The following is a 17,210-nucleotide window of genomic DNA, read 5'->3' as shown; positions in this document are numbered from 1 at the left end:
TTTAAATCTAAATTGCTGAAAATGACAATACTCAATACGGAACACCGCAATTGTCATGGAAATTGTGAGTGCGTGCGCTGAGATGGGGAGTCGTTGAATGAAGGTCAAAAGCATGGGAAAGATTGCTCCCATGCATAAAATACAATATTATTCTTTTGTATAATAACGTCCATTATAATTGGCGTCGCTATCGCTTGAAGTTTTGTAAAATAACCAAAAGCCATCATCGTCTTCTTGGATTGGATATACTTGATCGTCTCTGTTTGAAACTTTCAAAGTGATAACACCTGTAAGCTTGACATCCATAGAGGTTATATCCGCATCCACTTCATCTTGTTGCGCTTGAGTGTATTTGCTTTGTTCAAAAGATCCTTCTTGAGAACTTGTGCTTGAACACGGCCCTTGCGATTGGTAGTTGTACGTAAATGTATTGTTGTCATTGAATTGATAAACTCTTGTGTCTGTGTATGATCCGGGACAAATATCAAAACCATTGCTGTATGACACATTCTCAAATTTTCCATTTAGTTGGTTGACTGTGCCATCGCCATTATCGTCAGAACTGTTTCCGTTGTTATTGCCATTGTTGTTTGAGTTGTTGTTGCCTGCATTGTTGACATTTGCTGGCGCGGGACTGTCGTCGTCATTGTTGCAGGCACCCATAAGGCATGCCATGCTTAAGGATAAAAAAAACAAGGTTAAAATTCTCAATCTCTTCATAATCTTCTCATTTAATTATTGAACTAACTCTACTACCGAATAAGTAAAATGATGTTTTGTTAAATAGATTGTAATTTTAAAGCTCTTTAAATCAGATACTAAAGTATTAGAATAGCTAAATATTATGATAATGAATAGATTGATGGTTTTTCTTATTTATTTGTTGAATTTGAGCTTGTGGAGGTGTGGAAAGGTAGTATTTCTTCGAATAAGTGCGAGCTATTGCATGCATTGATGAACATATTTCATGCATTTCTATTAAAAATATAGTTAATTGAATGAATGGGATAAATGCGTCAACTCAAAGCCAAAGATCTGAAAGCGTCACATCATAGACGTTCTAATTCCCGCATGTCGAGTCGAAGCATAATGCCTCCTGTAAATCCCTTGCCCATACAAGCGCTGTTTGAAACCGCAAAAGCGAAACGAGACACTCAGATTATTCATTGGGAAAGAGTCAATGACAAAGCAATTAAGAAATCATTTGCTGTGAAGCAAGGAACTTTGCTTCCTTTTGACCATGAGCAAAAAGCTATTCCGCCGTTTGACAAGTCCGAGGAAGTATGGGTGAAAGTGCTGGCGCCGCAAGGAGAGTATGCGGTTAAGCTTTCGGATTTGAGTGTGGATTTGGATGAGAAAGACAGCAGTTTTGACTCTATGCTTCAATATTTAACCGCGATATGGAAGAAAGTTGAGAGAGGCTTGGAGCTGAATATTCCTTATCAAGAGTTTTGCTATAAGGTGGCAAATGCTCAGAGCCATTCGCTTGAGGGAATTGGCCAAGAGCAACAATTGTCTGAAGAAGAAATACAGGAAAGCTTGATCAAAATGTTTAAAAATCTGAGTGTGAAGAAATTCATGTGGCAGCATGGAAGCAAACATGAGACGATGTCATTTTCTTCCGAAACCAGAAAAATAATGAGAACGCATAAGAAAGGGTTTTATCATATCAATAATCCAGATGCAAGAGACATTGATCAAACCAGAGAAACTTGTTCCAAGATCTACTTGAGCATTAAGGGAGATTTTATTGAGCCTGCATTTAGCTTTGTATATCATAAGTTGTTCAAGAAGACGCGATCGATCAAAGTGTGTTCGGGAGCTCAGGTTCGTGATCGGATAGAGACGATGGTCATTTATGTAATTGATGACGCTTTATTGGATGATATGTTGGCAGTATTGGTTGATTTTTTCAATGACCATGAACATTGGATGAATGATGCGATGATGCCTTTCACGCAATGGGTTGCAAAGGGAATCTCATGGGGCAAGGATCCTAGTGTAGGCTACAGGTTAGGGATGAAGTATTTGAAGGATGTGGAAGAGGAGCCTTGGGAAAAGTTTTTGGAAGAAACTTCGCCAAGACATTTATCCACTAAAGAAAGAATAAAAGGCAGGTTGAAAATATTCATGGCTTCCGAGCTGGATGAAGCGAGGGAAAGACTGGTTAGAACGAGAAGAAATCAAATCGACGTTAGTCGCTTGCAATATGTTGTGGATTTGTTTTTGGCAGTTTATGGAGTGGATATAACGAGTCATTTGGAGGAACTTAAGCGCACATCTACGGCAAGGTTTAAACCCGGTGTTGTCACTTCGCTGGGAGCTCCAGGGGCTTTGACTTCATTGGCCTCAATGAGAGCATACCTATTGGGCGACTTGCTTGAGGAGAAGTTGCCGGCTTCTTTTGAGGAAATGTATTTAAGGTTTATGGACAAGCTTGCGGATGGAAGCGTGGATCGGATGCATCCGCATCTCAACGCTACTCGCTATGGCTATAAATCAACCGAAATTCGACGGCCGATTTTTGATTAAAAGTTTTACCTATTGATTTTGATGGATTCATTATGCATACTGCTGGGTAAGGTTTGAATAAACATATCTTTTATTATTAGCTTGTCAGGGAAACTATTTGGCTTTTTTTCATAAAAGAGAAATACGGTATCATTTAGTATTTGATATTTGCCGGATGCGCCACCTAAACCAAGTTCTATGTAAAAGTTTTCGTTTTCATATAATATGACTTGTTGCACACCTATGACTAAATCATTCATAGCTGAGTATTTAATTTTGTTTTCTCCGCATGAATATATTATGATTAGAAGTAAAATGATGAGACTTTTTTTCATAGATCATTGTGAATTAGTTTTTTAAGGATACTCAAGCTCCAGTGCAATTCTCGTTTTCTTAAGTTGTCTGTTAATAATTCAAGTCTCCAATCTTCAGAAATATCATTTTTTATTTTATAATCAATTAGGTAGTAAATAGAAATATCAAGAGTATTATTTGCTTGTTTTGCAAACGTCTTTAAATCAATACTTGTCGTTTTTTTATTATTTATTTGTTGACATAATTTTTTAAGCAAATAAAATGAATTCATTTGTTGATCATAGTGCTTAAATGTATAATAATATTCACTTCCTATATTTTCAAATGATTTTGACTGTGTATAATCTAAGACAAAGTTGTTGGAGATCATGTTACTAGTAGTGTATAAAATATTCATGCAGTCACTTGTCCAAGAGTAGCCTGGATCAAACCAAAGATTGGCTTTTTCTAATATCAAGTAAATATATTTTATTAAAATATTCGTGTCGCACTTTTCAAGCAATATATCTATTTGTTTATGATAATGACGAATTGATAAGTTTTTGTTGAAAAGATCAAGGTTCAGGCAAAAGTAATCGATAAGCTTTATATGTTCATTACTGATCTTTTTTGTTTGCGAATTATTTAACTTTTTATATACTTCATTTTGATTACTACAAGTTAAACTTAAGTAAAATAAGTTTTGTATATCATCGCGAATAGCCCATGGATATATTTCTTTTTTTGATGTATATAGTTTGCGTGCCCAATTATAATTCAATTCTAGTTGATTTGAATTTACGTTTAAAAAATTCCAATTATTTACGTTAAAATTATAGTATGTAGTTAATATCTTTCCGTATAATGTAGTGTTCAATATTGTGAATATTAAGTGTTGAATTTGTTTTAATGTAGGTTGCTGTTTTTTAAATTTAAAAAATTAATATTTGTATTTTTATTGTTAATATTTTTTTATCCAAAAAGCTAAGTATGCTTTGATTCATTGATAAATATGGTCAAGACTAGCTTTCATTCTCATTATAAAATTTTTAGCTTTTAAGTCATGTAGAAATTCGATTTTTTTTGACAAGAAGAAATAATAATAAATGATAAAGATAGACTAACTGAAGTTAGTCTAACCAATTTGCTTTGTTCATTAATTGAGTTTATTTCTCAATTCACTGATTTTTTCAAGATACTCCTCAGCATTGGAGTTGTCAGGGTTTAATTCCAGTGATTTTTTGAAGTTATCAGCAGATTTTCTATAATCTTTAGCTAAGAAATAAGCTTCCCCGAGGCTATCGAATAAATTAGCGTCTTCTGGATTTTCAGAAACCGCAAACTCAAATATTTCTATGGCCTTGTCGAATTTGTTTTGCGCGATCAAATCATAGCCTAGAGCATTCATGTAATAAGATGAGCCAGCGACAAAATTAGCAGTGTCAGTTTTTAGCTTATGGTATTTTATGATCGCTTTCTCTGTATTATTAATCAGCTCAGGTTCTAGGTATGCAACTAGGTTAATCTTTGGATAGTCGATCAAATCATTCTCAATTTTATAATACAAGTTCACCCAGTCATTGAAAGCTATTTCCGAATTATTATTCATAATCAAGACTATGGCATAATTGCTCGTTGGGCAAAGAAATAAACCGCTTTGGATGCCATTCGCTGTTCCCGTTTTTGCATAAAAGAAGCCTTCTTTCTCTCCTTCGCCGACTTCCCAAAGGTAGCCCATATTGCTTTCTTCGCTTTGGAATAAATATCTATAAGATTCGCTGATGTATTTATTGTCGCTTTCCATCTGAAACTTCATGAACTTTATCATATCCGGCAATGTGGAAATGACTCCAGAAGCTCCTCCTAATAATGGCGTCTTGTCGATAGAGGCCACTTGATGATGCTCTCCATAGCCATTGGACAGGTATTGTTTATGTTGATCGTAGTTTTGCAAATAGCTATTGTTCATGCCTATTTCAGCGAATAAATCCATAAGCAAGTCTTCATAAGGCCTTTCGTAAGTCTTGGATAATATATAAGCGACAAGCTCAGGACCTGAGCTATTGTATTGATAATGAGTGCCCGGCTTTTTATGCAGGTTGACAGATTTTAATTCCCCAAGGAAATCGGTCATGTCATATTCAAATGCCTTGTTTTCGTAATAGCCTTCATTTGTTTTTTCAAAGATCTCTTTCAGTCTGTCGGGATTGTTGAAGCCTATAGTATGCGTTAGCAAATTTTGTATTGTCACTGGAGTTCCTTCAAACTCAAGATTAGAGTAATCTCCATCTAAATACATTCTGATATCATCTTCCAACTTAAATTTCCCTTCCAGAACGGCTTTGGCAGCCAATGTCCCTGCGAAGATTTTTGAGATCGAAGCAATTTCATAAAGGGTCTTGTCATTGGGTTGATTGTTTTGGCCTTTGTCCATTTCACCATAATAATTCTGATATATCATACCTTCCTTGTAGACAGCGATAGCCAGTGAATTAATATTGCCCTTTTTCAAAGAACTTTCAGCGTATTGATCGATCAGTTTTGCATGAACCTTAAATGGGTTTTCTTCATTTTTCTTTGCTGATTGACAGCTAAAGCATGCGAAGCAGGTTAAAGCGAGGATCAAATTTTTCATGACGTTTAGATTAGATTGATGAAATTACTTTTATAATTTATGTCTTAAAGCTTTTAAGGTGTTATTGATATTATGGTATGAAGCAGCCCTTATGCCATGAATTTAAAGTGTTGATTGTCAGTTGTATGGGGAAGTCGAGGAGAATTGTAATGTCCGATTGTCGGACAGTGTTGTAGGATAATCAGACAGTGAAGGTATATAAGACTCTTCCTTTTTTAGGACAGTAAAGTAGTTAAATTTAATTTTCTTTTTTGGTTTCTCATTTCAAGAGCTTCATAAATTTCAATATCAGGTTCAGTCAAGGGTGGCTTGTGTTGCGCTGAGGCAGTCGTTTATTTACCCTTGATGGGTTCTAATATTGAGCTTACCTTTGCTTTTGAGATGAAAGCCAAATTCGATTTTACAAAAAAGGGAAGAGGCATTATTCAAAAACTCGCGTTTCCAAGTGTTGATTTGAATTGGACTCAGATCGAATTCTTATGTTAAGATTGCGATTGTTTTCCGCTCTTTAATAGCGTTAATGCCACTTTGGCTTTGAATTCAGGGGTGAATTTTCTTCTGCTTTTCATACTACCTAAGTTAATAGATTGTGTCTTGACTTGCAGTCCTAATTTGGAGTTGATTGTACATATTAATGGTTTTTTGAATTTATTTTGAAGTGAAATTTGAAATCTAACTTAGTAATCTTTTCGAATTCTTTTGCCTAACAATGTATTAGGTTCGATATAACATTTTCCAAGATATTTTGAATTCGTTTTCATAATCTTTAATATTTCTTCATATCTCCAATAATCTCTGCTACCAATCTCATACATTGGTTTATCATTTATGAATAATACACAAAGCTTAATTTCTTTTCCTGAATTAAGGTTCCGTACTTTTCCCATTGCATAGCCATCCAGTTCATCCCATTTGTATTTCCTCACCTTAAGTTTAAATGGTTGAAAAATTTTAATATGTCCTGAAGTTGTTTTAATGAATAGGCACCCATTTTTTAATTGTGTTAAAAATAATGCAGCCATATAAGTCACAAACGGGATGAAAAAGAGTGATGGCAATAAAATATCAAGTCTCTGAAAGATTTTAAAATTAAGTTTGCAAAAAAATAAGGCTATTGTTCCTAGAAAAAAAACAAATGAGAACAACTTAAATAACTGATAAAAGATATTTATTTTAAAATAATAAGAAGTGGTATGTTTAAGGCTTTTCATTTATTTAAATATAGAGAAAATATTTAAATAAATAAAGTAAGTTGAATATTGTTGAGTTCTTCTATTTTCATTTAACAGTTAAAATCTAGAGTCGAAAACGATGAATTAAAATGACTATCAGCTTAGTTCACCTTAATAAATAATTTGACTGTAAAAGCATTTATTATAATTCGGAAAAAGAAAAAGGTGAATCGATTTAAATTGTATTTTAAGGAGAGGTGTTGGTCTTTGAATGGCTTGAAGTGTTAAGTGTTTGCTGTTTTACTATATCATACTATGGGGTGTTTTTAATTGATTGATTGGTAGTTTTTTAGTTTGGTTTTTTGTTTTGTTCATATGAGCTTTAGATTATTTTATTTACAAGAAAAAGTGGTTACAACAAGTGCTAATCCTTAACTAATGTTTAAGAGCTATATTTTACTTATTTTAATATTTTTTAGTTGAGCTAAATGATCTAATTAAGTTGCTTTTTCAATCTAATTAAGAAAAGTTGTTTACTAAGAAAGTTCGTATCAATAGCAGAATAATATTTTTTATCATTTCACATTTCAAGCATAATCTCATAAAGATGAATAAATCGAAAAAAGAATGCGTCTTAATTGGAGCGGGAATAGTCAATTTGATTACCGCGTATTATCTTAATAAAAGTGGCGTAAAAGTCATGGTTAAAGATCGCTCTTCAGATCCATTGACCAATGTGTCGGAAAGGCAAGGAGCTACATTTGGAGGTGAGAATGCACGAATGTTCACGTTTACAGAAGCGGATAATTACAATGAAAAGTCGCATGACATATACAGAAACATGTCGGACATTATCCAGAATACGATTTATAACGATGGATGGAGAGTGGTGAATGAGATGCGAAATACAGAGACTGAATGGCTTTATTATTTTCAGGGAGTATCACCATCCGATGCCGTGAAGTTTAGCGATGATATTTATGATATCAATATTAAATCAGGAATGATGTGGAGTGAAATGATGTATGAAGAACCTGACTTATTTGAAAGCTCGAATGTGAGAAAAGATATCGTAAGGATATACAGTGATAGAAAAGATTTTGTAGCCGCAAAAAAACTGCATCAAAAGATCGGATCTTTTATCAAGGAGTTGGATTTTGATTCGCTCATCGATGATTATGGTTATTTGAAAACAGCCATTAATCAAAACCATCTAGGTGGAGCGATGATCTGCAATGGCTTTACATTGCAGATTCATGATTTTTGCGTTAATCTTATCAAGTTGTTGGAAGAAAGAGGAGTGGAGTTTCAATGGCTGCAAGAGTTTCAAGGGTTTGAGAAAAGTGATTGTGGGAAAATTACAGGTTTGAAAATCAATGAAAAAGTTACAAGGCCAAAGTATTCGGTGCTGTCGCTTGGGGCATATTCTGGCGATCTTTATAATCAAATGGATAGTGAAAATAAAGTGCATGGAATTCTAGGCATTTGGCTTAGTGTGCCGAATGTGTATGGAGTAAAGAACTCGTTAAAGATTCATAAAGATGGCCATGTCGGAGAGGATACTAATGTGACAGTGGTGGAGGAGAGCAATGCGAAGCGACTTGTGTTTGGCTCTGGCTATGGTTATGTAGGCAGTGTGAAGTACGATGAATGTACTATTGATGATTTGAAACCACTATATGATAGTTTGTTGGAGACGGTTAAGATATACTTTCCTGAAGCTTACGAACTGGCCCATTTGGATGGATCTTTGTATGAGGGCTGGAAGTATTGCATCCGTCCGTTTACCCCAACAGGTCTCGGAATTTATGAAGTGCAAGATACCGAGGATGGCGGGATTGTGATTCTTACTGGAGGGCATAATACTGGAGGCTTCACTCAAGCTCCGCTGATAGCCAAGTCTGTTTTAGATACGCTTAATAATGAATCGACAAGTATGGAGCGAACTTTTCATCCTATAAGAGGTATTTCATCCATTGTGGAGAGTGTATAATGATTGTGAAATTTGGTGTGAATACTCGTTTTCAAAATGGATAAATTAGAGATTAATAAACAAGACGGCGATTTGTTGAAAATAGCCGTTTTATGTGGTGATTCGGCTCAGCATGCTTATCTCATAGAGCAATTAAGCCAATATTTCTCCATAGTAGGTGTTGTTATAGAAACCGATAACGCTCAAATGAAGAAATTATGGGGGAAAAAAAGGTATCGTTTGTGGTTGTATCGCCATTATCATAGCATTAAAAGAAAATGGAATGGGGATGCATTAGCCCGGAGGAAGTTTTTTCAGGAGTCAAATTTATCAAAAGCATCAACTGAAGAGATTCCGACATTAATGCCTGAATGCGTTAACGCGCCTATCGTTGCAACTACCTTGAGAGAGTGGCAAGCTGATATTATTATCAGTAGTGGTGTCATGTTTATTGGCAAAAAAGTGAGAAACGCATCGGCTCCCATTATCAATTTGCATACAGGAGTACTGCCATATTATAAAGGCAATCAGTGTATATTTTTTGCCATGTATAATAATGAATTTGATAAAATTGGAACCACGCTTCACCTTGTCACTGATAAGTTGGATGGGGGCGATGTGATCAGTATAGCCAAGCCGGAAGTTTTGGCAAATGACAATGATGAAGCCCTTTATGCTAAATCAGCGAAATCTGGGATTTCAAGACTTATAGAAGTTCTCAATGTATTGAACTCTCAAGGCCAAATAGAATTAAGCAAACAAGATGATGCTGGCAAGATGTATAGCCATATGGACAGAACTCCATGGGTGGATATGAAGTACTATTTCAAAAAGAAATTTGATATAAATAAATCATCTTTATTCAACAGTGCCATAAGAGACAATTGAATAATTCATTTTAAGCTCTTCAGATTTTTAATGAAACAGCCCTCTTCAAATTTAAGGTTTTGAAGGGGGCAAGAAGTATATTGTCTTGTTAATAATTGTGGGGAGAATAGCAGTCATTTTTAACCCAGAATCAAAACACCATCTTAAACTCACTGTATTCGCCTTCTTTGCTAAATACATCCAGCCTGCCTTTATGAAGTCTCATGATTTGCCTTCCGAGGCTCAGGCCTATTCCGGAACCGCTATCTTTTGTAGTGAAAAACGGTATGAATATTTCTTCCAGCTTGTCTTCTGGAATGCCGGAGCCATTGTCTCGGATAGAGATGGTCAATCTTTTATCATTTAAGCAAGCTTTCACCAGAATGTGATCAGCATCGGCTTGGCATGCGTTTTTAATTAAATTTATCAATAGTTGCTCGATTAATTCTTCGTCAAGATCGTAGGCAAGTTTTTCAGGAATCTCAAATTGAATAGATTTGTATTGAGCGAAATCCGCGTATTTCAAGAGATAGCTGATATTTTCCGTCATTTGATTGATTGATACACTTTGAATATCGATAGCGGGAACATCGGTAAGATCTCTATAGGCTGTCATAAAGTTCGTGAGCCCTTGGCTACGTTTGTTAATTACTTTCAAGCCGGACTTTAAATCTTCTATATCTTCCGGGTTCAGCTTTTTGTCATTTTGTTCGACGCTGTCCAGCAGTGTTCCCGATAGGATGGTGATGGGACTGGTCGAGTTCATGATTTCATGGGCTTGAACTCTGATCAACTGTTGCCATGCTTCCATTTCTTTTTCTTCCATTTCATTTTTGATATCCTGAAATGAAAACAGTCGAATACTTTCTTCGCCGAGTTCAAAGTCCGCTCTTCTCACTATAATGAGTTTCATTTTGCCTTGCGTGGAAAAACGGATCATGTCATTGCTTCCTGAAGGCATTTTCCAAAGCTTTTTCGGAAGTTCATTACTGATATCTTCCAATCTTGAGATATGAGAAAATTCACCAATACCAAGCAGTTCCTGCAACGATTTGTTCACCGACTTGACTCTGCCTTCATGATCTGTGCTCATCAATCCTATATCGACATGCGATACGATATTTTTGACAAAGAGGCTTTTTTGTTCTTCTTGTATTTTCGCGCGTTGATACATGCTGATCAATCGGTCGAATTCTCCAAACAATTCGCTGACCATCGGGTCGTCATGCTTTTCAGCAAAGGACTGTGTTCGATCATCCAAACTGAATGCTTTAAGGAAATTCATCAGTGATCGATTGCCAATATCCACGGATCTAATCAGCCACCAGATTTGAAATGCCCAAATCAGAATCAAAAGCGTATGCGTAAATATGTACCCTTCGTTATCAATCGACAAGACTAAAAGCAAAGGAGTCAAAGCCAGCAATAAAGCTTGCAGGATTATTTTGCCTTTGTAACGATTAAAGCGCATACTTTTTCATTTTTTCATATAAGGTTGATCGGCTGATGCCCAATGTCTTGGCCGTTCGAGAAATGTTGTATTCGTTTTTATCCAATGCTTGAGTGATAAGCGTTTTCTCGTTCGTTTCCAGATTAAAGTCTTCAATATTAACGCTTTTTCCATTGGCAATAGCTTGGGATTTTCCTGATAGGGAAAGGTCATTGGTTTGAATCTTTTCCGAAGTGCAAAGGATCACGGCTTTTTCCATTGTATGTTCGAGTTCCCTGATATTTCCGGGCCATGCATATGACTTCATCGCTTCATGAGCGCTTTTGTCTATTGTTAAGTCTTTGGAATACGACTCATTGAATTTTTCCAGAAAATATTCTGACAATAAAGAAATATCTTCTTTACGATCCCTTAGAGCAGGCAGTTCCAATGGAATGGTGTTAATACGGTATAGCAAGTCTTCGCGGAAAGTGCCTTCATCGACCATTTGATGAATATCTTTATTCGTCGCGCAAATCAATCGAATATCAACGGGCACGGGCTTTTCACTACCCACAGGGAATACTTCTCTGTTTTGAAGTACTGAGAGCAGTTTGCTTTGTTGGTCTAAAGGTATGTTTCCTATCTCATCCAGAAAAAGAGTCCCTCCATTCGCCAGCTCAAATCGACCGATGCGGTCTTGATGAGCATCTGTAAAAGAGCCTTTTTTATGTCCAAACAATTCGCTTTCAAATAATGTGGAGGTGAGCGCTGACACATCAACTTTGACAAACGGTTCTGATTTGCGATTGGAATTGGCATGTATCCATTGAGCCATCACTTCTTTGCCTGTGCCATTTTCCCCTAAGATCAATACATTGGCTTGAGTGGAAGCGACTTTGCTTCCCATGTCGTACAAACCTTGCATGCGTGCAGAATTGGTTTTCGGAGTGTCGGCGATATTTTTTTGATGACTTTGCGAAGAGGTTTTCACTGAGCCTTTTCGGCTTTGCACGATTTCAAAAGCGTCGAAAACCGCTGACAGTATGCGGGCTTCGCTCCAAGCTTTGTCCATAAAATCTGTAGCTCCGGCTTTTACGGCTTTGACTGCCAGTCCAAGATCAGAGTAAGCTGTCAGCATCAGGACGATCGCTTCAGGATTAATTTTCAATACTTGATTAAGCCAATACAAGCCTTCATTTCCAGTGTTTATGCCTGCCTTGTAATTCATATCCAATATGAACAGGTCATAGTTGTTTTTGCTCAACAGAGAAGGGATGCGTTCCGGAGAAGGAGAGGTCTCTACTTTCGAAAAATGTTTTGATAATAATATCTTCAAAGCGATCAATAACTCTTGGTTATCGTCCACGATCAATACTTTGGCTTTTCTTTTCATGTATAGATTTACGCCTTTGGAATATTTAAATTAAGCGTATCAATTTGTTTTAACAGGATAATATTTCCGTTAATTTAGTGATAATGCTAAATATTAAATAATATATTAAATCATAATTGTGATAAAAGCTAGTCACATAACAAAAGTTTTCATTCGTAAGAACGTAAAAACGGTTGCTCTGAATGATATAAACTTAGACGTGAAACAGGGCGAGTTTGTATCGATCATGGGGCCTTCCGGTTGCGGAAAGTCGTCTTTGATCAATATCCTTGGCATGTTGGAAGCCCCTAACGAAGGTGCTTTGTATTTTGAAGAAAAGCTAGTCAGCGGATTAAGTGAAAAAGCGTTAAGCAATAAACGAAAGGGAAAAGTCAGTTTTGTTTTTCAAAACTTCAATCTCATCGATGAACTGAATGTTTACGACAATATAGAGTTGCCGTTGATGTATTTGAATTTGCCTAGAAAAGAGAGGCAAGATCAAGTTCAAAGAGTTATGGAACGAGTTGAAATAGCTCATCGGGCAGAACATTTGCCTCATGAGCTATCGGGAGGGCAACAACAGCGTGTGGCTATTGCGCGAGCTGTTGTGACAAGGCCAAAGCTTATTCTAGCCGATGAGCCAACAGGAAATCTTGATTCTCACCTTGGCAATGAGGTTATGGACTTATTGCTTGATTTGAAAAAAGACGGCTCAACGATCATTATGGTTACGCACTCTCAACTTGATGCTGACAAAACGGATCGTATCCTTCATCTATTTGATGGAAAAATCATTGGGGAAAAGGTGCTCAAAGCTCCGGTAATCTATTGATTGCTTGAACGTTTTACTTTTTGGAAATTATATTCGTATGTTGTTTTACTACTTGCGTTTAGCTATTCAAAGGCTATTGGCATTAAAGAAAAATTCCATTATCAGCGCTATTGGCTTGACCATGGGAATTAGTTGCGCTTTGTATGTTTTTATTTGGGTGAAGCATGAAAAGAGTTTCGATCAATTTCATCCACAGAAAGAACGCGTCTATACTTTTGGCTATGTTAATGATGAAAGCAATGAAGTATCCCCTTTTTGGCCATATAAGGTTTTCCATGAATTTCCGATAAAGGGAACCGAAGCCATTACTTTGATAAAAACGAAAGCGGGCAAGAACATCAGATATAATCAAAAAAGTTATTCAACAAACATTTGGCTTGTTGACTCTTTGTTTACAAAGTGTTTGAACTTCCCTGTGATTCATGGCAATGAAGATGAGTTTTTTAATCATAAACGGAGCATCATTCTTAGTGAAAAGACCAGCGAGGAAATTTTTGGCAATATCAGCCCTATTGGTAAAAAAGTCATTCACAATAATGAATTTTATACGATTAAAGGAGTGGTATCGGTGCCTTCGAATTCGACCTTGCAATTTGAGGCATTGATATATAACGATCCTGCAGATTGGGATCAAGAGATTTTCAATTATAATTTCAGAGCATTTACTTTGATTAACCCTGGCGTAGGCTCAGAGGAGCTTAGACATAATATTAGACAATCTTTAATGAAGTTTTACAGTCCATCTGGTGAGGATGCCGATGATATTCATGAATTAGGTATTGACTTTCAATTGTTGGATGAAATACACTTTAATCCTGTTTATTCATCTGTATTTGGTAAATCCGGGAATAAAAACTATGTGATTATTTTTACAATTGTCGGAATATTTATCCTTATTATTTCCGTTATTAATTATATCAATCTCAATGTCACGCAAGCTCAAACCAGAGCGAAAGAAGTGGCCGTAAGAAAATCCTCAGGAGCTAGCACTCGACAAGTTATGATTCAATTTTTGATTGAATCCATTTTCATATGTCTGATCTCATTATTTTTTAGTTTAGTAATTGTTGAATTAAGTTTTGATGTTCTCGTGGCACTATTGAATCAAGATATTGCTTTGTATGAAGAGCTTACAGTTGGGACATTGATGAGTATCTTTGCATGCACGATATTATTGGGTGCGATAGCTGGATTGTATCCTTCCATTTATCTTTCTGAAATTCCGCCTTATCGCATTCTCAAAGGAAATACTTTGGAAGTAAGTGGCAAAGTGTCTTTTATCAATGTGATGATGTGCATTCAATTTGTTGTTTCAATATCTATGATAATCGGGATGGGCATAGCTTATCAACAAATGAAGTATATAAATGGCTATTCACTGGGATATGATCAAGACAAGTTGCATTACATATTGTTTGAATCTCTGAAAGGGCAAAAGCAGATTAAGGCATTGAAAGCTGAACTGAAGAAGCATCCGGTTTTTGAGTCTGTATCAACTATTACTTCATCGATTACCAGGCAAGATTTTGAACAAGATAGAATTATGTATAACGCATTGGATAGTGTTGTCAATGTCGAGTTTAAAGGGACCTTTGCCAGTCCCGATTTTTTGGAAACGGCGGGTATTGAGATTATCGAAGGAAGAAATTATGATCCTAAGCTAGATAAAGGTCAATATGTTTTTGTCGCCAATAAGCATTTTGTCAAAAAATATATGAGCGAAGGAAAATTCAACGAGTGTAAATTCGGAAATTGGAGATTTGAGAAGGATAGCAATGGCATTAAGATCATAGGCGTGATCAAGGATTTTAATTTCTTGAGTCTTCATCACGATATTAGTCCATGGGGTTTTTACCTGCATCCAAATGATGAAAATCACGACGTGCTTGCGGTAAGAATAGATCCAAATAATGTAGAGCAAGCAAGAACGGTTTCATCAGGCATTATGAATCGCTTGGATCAGGGAGAAAGCATCAAGCTTGTATCAAATAGAAGTTTAATCAATGGTCACTACGAATCTGATCAGTTGTTTTCAGATTTATTCATTATACTTGGATGCATTGCCACATTTATAGCATCTTTAGGATTACTGACACTAAGTTCTTTAATGATAAGCTCAAAAGCGAAGGAAGTGGCTTTGAGAAAGATATTTGGAGAATCGGCTTTTGTTTTATCCTTGAGACTGATCAAGAATTTTATTTTGTTGATATTTGTCGCTTTTATTATCGCTTCAAGTGTGATGTGTCTTGCGATGAATAACTGGTTGGGACAATTTTCCGTTCGCGTGGACATGTCGCCAATGCCTTTTTTATTGGCTTTGATTATATCAGTGCTTGTTGCTGTAGGCACTACGGCTTACCATATTTTCAAAACAGTGAATTTAAGCCCTTCGAATGTGCTAAAGGGAGAATAAAAAACTACAGACTCAAAATAATAAGAGCCTGTAGTTTAGCCAAAATCAAGCTAATTTAGTTCAACGGATTTTCATCAAATCGATATAATCTTACAGTCAAAGTATTTGTCGTGATGTCACTTGTGCCGACACCAATGATCGTTTTGTCATTCAAATAGCTGTAGCTTTCGTGACTTGTGCGTAGTTCAGCTGTTTCAAACAAGTGGGAAATTCCTTGAGTTTCTCCAGGTCTGGATACCCCAACAACTTTAAGAGAAATCACAGCTCCCTCAGGTGTTTGAATTTTGCCTCGAACATTTAATTCCAAGCTACCGTCAGGAAGAACTGTGGCATAGTCGATACCTGAGATATCGCCATTGATTTCCCCTTCGGTAGTTCCTTCAAACTCAAAGTCAACTCTAGCGCCTTCAGCAGGGATAGGGGCTGTGCCATTGAATAAATCTTCTTGGCTAATGCCAAAACCATCCATATTTGTAGTTGCGATAGTCGCTTCGTATACTAGCGTGGCATTCTCGTTTTCTTGAATGTTGTCCCAAGTGAATGGAAAATTGTTGAAGTCAGCGGTTTCTTCTTCTGGGTAAGGGTTCTCTCCATTGAATGGATCATTTTCAAAAGCGTAGTATTTTACAGAAATGCTGTTAGTTGACAAATCAATGTTTCCAACGGGTATAATGAATAAGTCGTTTAGGTATGCGTAATTTGGGTGGTTGGAAGACAAATAACCTGTTTCGATAAGGTCTGAGCTTGTCTCGTTCACAGGCACTCCTTCTCCTTTGTATCTAAAAGCGATGCTTGCATTGTCATCTGTAGTGATGGTGCCAAATACATCGATATCCGTATACTCTTCCGGAGATGAAGGCAAGGTAGCGTAATCATAGCCTATAAATGACCCGTTAAGCTCGCCCTCAATATCTCCGAAAAAAGTAAAGTCTATTCTAGCTCCCGGCAATGGTCCCGTTTCAGGAGCATTGTAAAGCTCTATAGGGGTAGCGGTTGCCACTGTTTCATATAATAACCTAGCGTCAGGGTTTTCATCCAAATTGTCAAAAATCGAGCTTTCTTCATTCGAGTCGTCGCTGTCATCCGTCTCATTCGGCGTTTCCTTTTCCACAGGGTTTTGAGGAGTCATTTGATTATCATTGTCATCATCGCATGATGCTATACCGATGATTAGCGCGAATAAAAAGCTGAATCTTAAAATGCTTATTTTCATAATTTATTATTTGATGGTTAATTGCCTTTTGTGCTAAATGGTCGATGCTTTAAAAAGCATATCATAATTAGAATTTTTTGATATAATCAAATTTATGAAGAGACTAATTTAAGATTGTATATATTTTAAGGAGGATCGTATATATTTTAAGGATATGTTTTGTTTGATCTGATAGAGGAGCTTTTCGTCGGAGTTTAGGAAGTGTGAACTTTTTATTCCATAAAAAATTATATTATAAGAATGTGAAATTATGAAGGTTATCACGATCTGTTTTTTATTGCCATATTATTTTCCTCTGGAGGCAATGCAAAGGTGGACGATATAGGAAATCATAAAAAACTAATGGTGATAAATACTAGTGGAAAAGCTAACTGTGTAATTATGAGTGATGTGGGAATATGCCCTAAGTGAGGTAGCAAGGCGAGAATAAAGAAAACGCCTAATGGAGAAGTTGAATATAAAGCTGTCCAAGATGAGGAAGCTTTTAATAAAATCTC

At 36.2% G+C, this 17,210-nt stretch carries 13 protein-coding genes; 5 read left to right on the top strand and 8 right to left on the bottom strand.

The genetic code is table 11. The features are described from left to right. Positions 1-147 precede the first annotated feature (147 nt). Entirely contained in the window at positions 148-720 is a 573-nt protein-coding gene (locus tag AABK36_RS15820) for a hypothetical protein (protein ID WP_309940382.1), read from the bottom strand. A 291-nt stretch (positions 721-1,011) separates the two neighbouring features. On the opposite strand from AABK36_RS15820, the gene AABK36_RS15815 reads away from it, so the two are divergent. Beyond that, a complete protein-coding gene (locus AABK36_RS15815; RefSeq protein ID WP_309940384.1) occupies positions 1,012-2,532 on the top strand; it encodes a hypothetical protein in 1,521 nt (506 codons plus the stop codon). A gap of 5 nt (positions 2,533-2,537) precedes the next feature. On the opposite strand, the gene AABK36_RS15810 is transcribed toward AABK36_RS15815, so the two are convergent. From AABK36_RS15810 to AABK36_RS15795, 4 genes are all read right to left on the bottom strand, one after another. Further along, a complete protein-coding gene (locus tag AABK36_RS15810; protein ID WP_309940386.1) occupies positions 2,538-2,771 on the bottom strand; it encodes a hypothetical protein in 234 nt (77 codons plus the stop codon). 71 nt (positions 2,772-2,842) lie between these two features. Continuing rightward, a complete protein-coding gene (locus AABK36_RS15805; protein WP_309940388.1) occupies positions 2,843-3,682 on the bottom strand; it encodes a hypothetical protein in 840 nt (279 codons plus the stop codon). Positions 3,683-3,961: 279 nt separating this feature from the next. Further along, entirely contained in the window at positions 3,962-5,440 is a 1,479-nt protein-coding gene (locus AABK36_RS15800; protein ID WP_309940389.1) for a serine hydrolase, read from the bottom strand. 677 nt (positions 5,441-6,117) lie between these two features. Continuing rightward, complete coding sequence (locus AABK36_RS15795) at positions 6,118-6,462, bottom strand: hypothetical protein (RefSeq protein WP_309940391.1); 345 nt, start codon at positions 6,460-6,462, stop codon at positions 6,118-6,120. A 757-nt stretch (positions 6,463-7,219) separates the two neighbouring features. Between AABK36_RS15795 and AABK36_RS15790 the strand changes: the two genes are divergently transcribed. Next, on the top strand, positions 7,220-8,605 hold the full coding sequence (locus AABK36_RS15790) for an FAD-dependent oxidoreductase (protein ID WP_309940393.1): 1,386 nt from the start codon (positions 7,220-7,222) through the stop codon (positions 8,603-8,605). A gap of 36 nt (positions 8,606-8,641) precedes the next feature. Next, positions 8,642-9,472, top strand: a complete 831-nt coding sequence (locus AABK36_RS15785; protein ID WP_309940395.1) for a formyl transferase — start codon at positions 8,642-8,644, stop codon at positions 9,470-9,472. 130 nt (positions 9,473-9,602) lie between these two features. Here the strand turns inward: AABK36_RS15785 and AABK36_RS15780 are convergent, their stop codons facing one another. Both AABK36_RS15780 and AABK36_RS15775 read right to left on the bottom strand, forming a co-directional pair. Beyond that, positions 9,603-10,922 (bottom strand): sensor histidine kinase, encoded by a 1,320-nt coding sequence (locus AABK36_RS15780; protein ID WP_309940396.1) that lies wholly within the window; start codon positions 10,920-10,922, stop codon positions 9,603-9,605. Continuing rightward, positions 10,912-12,276, bottom strand: coding sequence for a sigma-54-dependent transcriptional regulator (locus tag AABK36_RS15775; RefSeq protein WP_309940399.1), 1,365 nt, complete (start codon positions 12,274-12,276; stop codon positions 10,912-10,914). The genes AABK36_RS15780 and AABK36_RS15775 overlap by 11 nt, the downstream gene beginning before the upstream one ends. A 118-nt stretch (positions 12,277-12,394) precedes the next feature. On the opposite strand from AABK36_RS15775, the gene AABK36_RS15770 reads away from it, so the two are divergent. Both AABK36_RS15770 and AABK36_RS15765 read left to right on the top strand, forming a co-directional pair. Then, entirely contained in the window at positions 12,395-13,087 is a 693-nt protein-coding gene (locus AABK36_RS15770; RefSeq protein WP_309940400.1) for an ABC transporter ATP-binding protein, read from the top strand. A 37-nt stretch (positions 13,088-13,124) separates the two neighbouring features. After that, a complete protein-coding gene (locus AABK36_RS15765) occupies positions 13,125-15,500 on the top strand; it encodes an ABC transporter permease (protein ID WP_309940403.1) in 2,376 nt (791 codons plus the stop codon). A 55-nt stretch (positions 15,501-15,555) separates the two neighbouring features. On the opposite strand, the gene AABK36_RS15760 is transcribed toward AABK36_RS15765, so the two are convergent. After that, positions 15,556-16,713: a DUF3237 family protein gene (locus AABK36_RS15760; RefSeq protein ID WP_309940404.1), complete on the bottom strand. Its 1,158-nt coding sequence runs from the start codon at positions 16,711-16,713 to the stop codon at positions 15,556-15,558. Between the last annotated feature and the right edge of the window lie 497 nt (positions 16,714-17,210).

The organism is Aureibacter tunicatorum, assembly GCF_036492635.1.
GTDB classification, from domain to species: Bacteria; Bacteroidota; Bacteroidia; order Cytophagales; family Cyclobacteriaceae; genus Aureibacter; species Aureibacter tunicatorum.
Note: the sequence above shows the minus strand (reverse complement) of the source record. Positions and strands in the feature narration are given on the sequence as shown.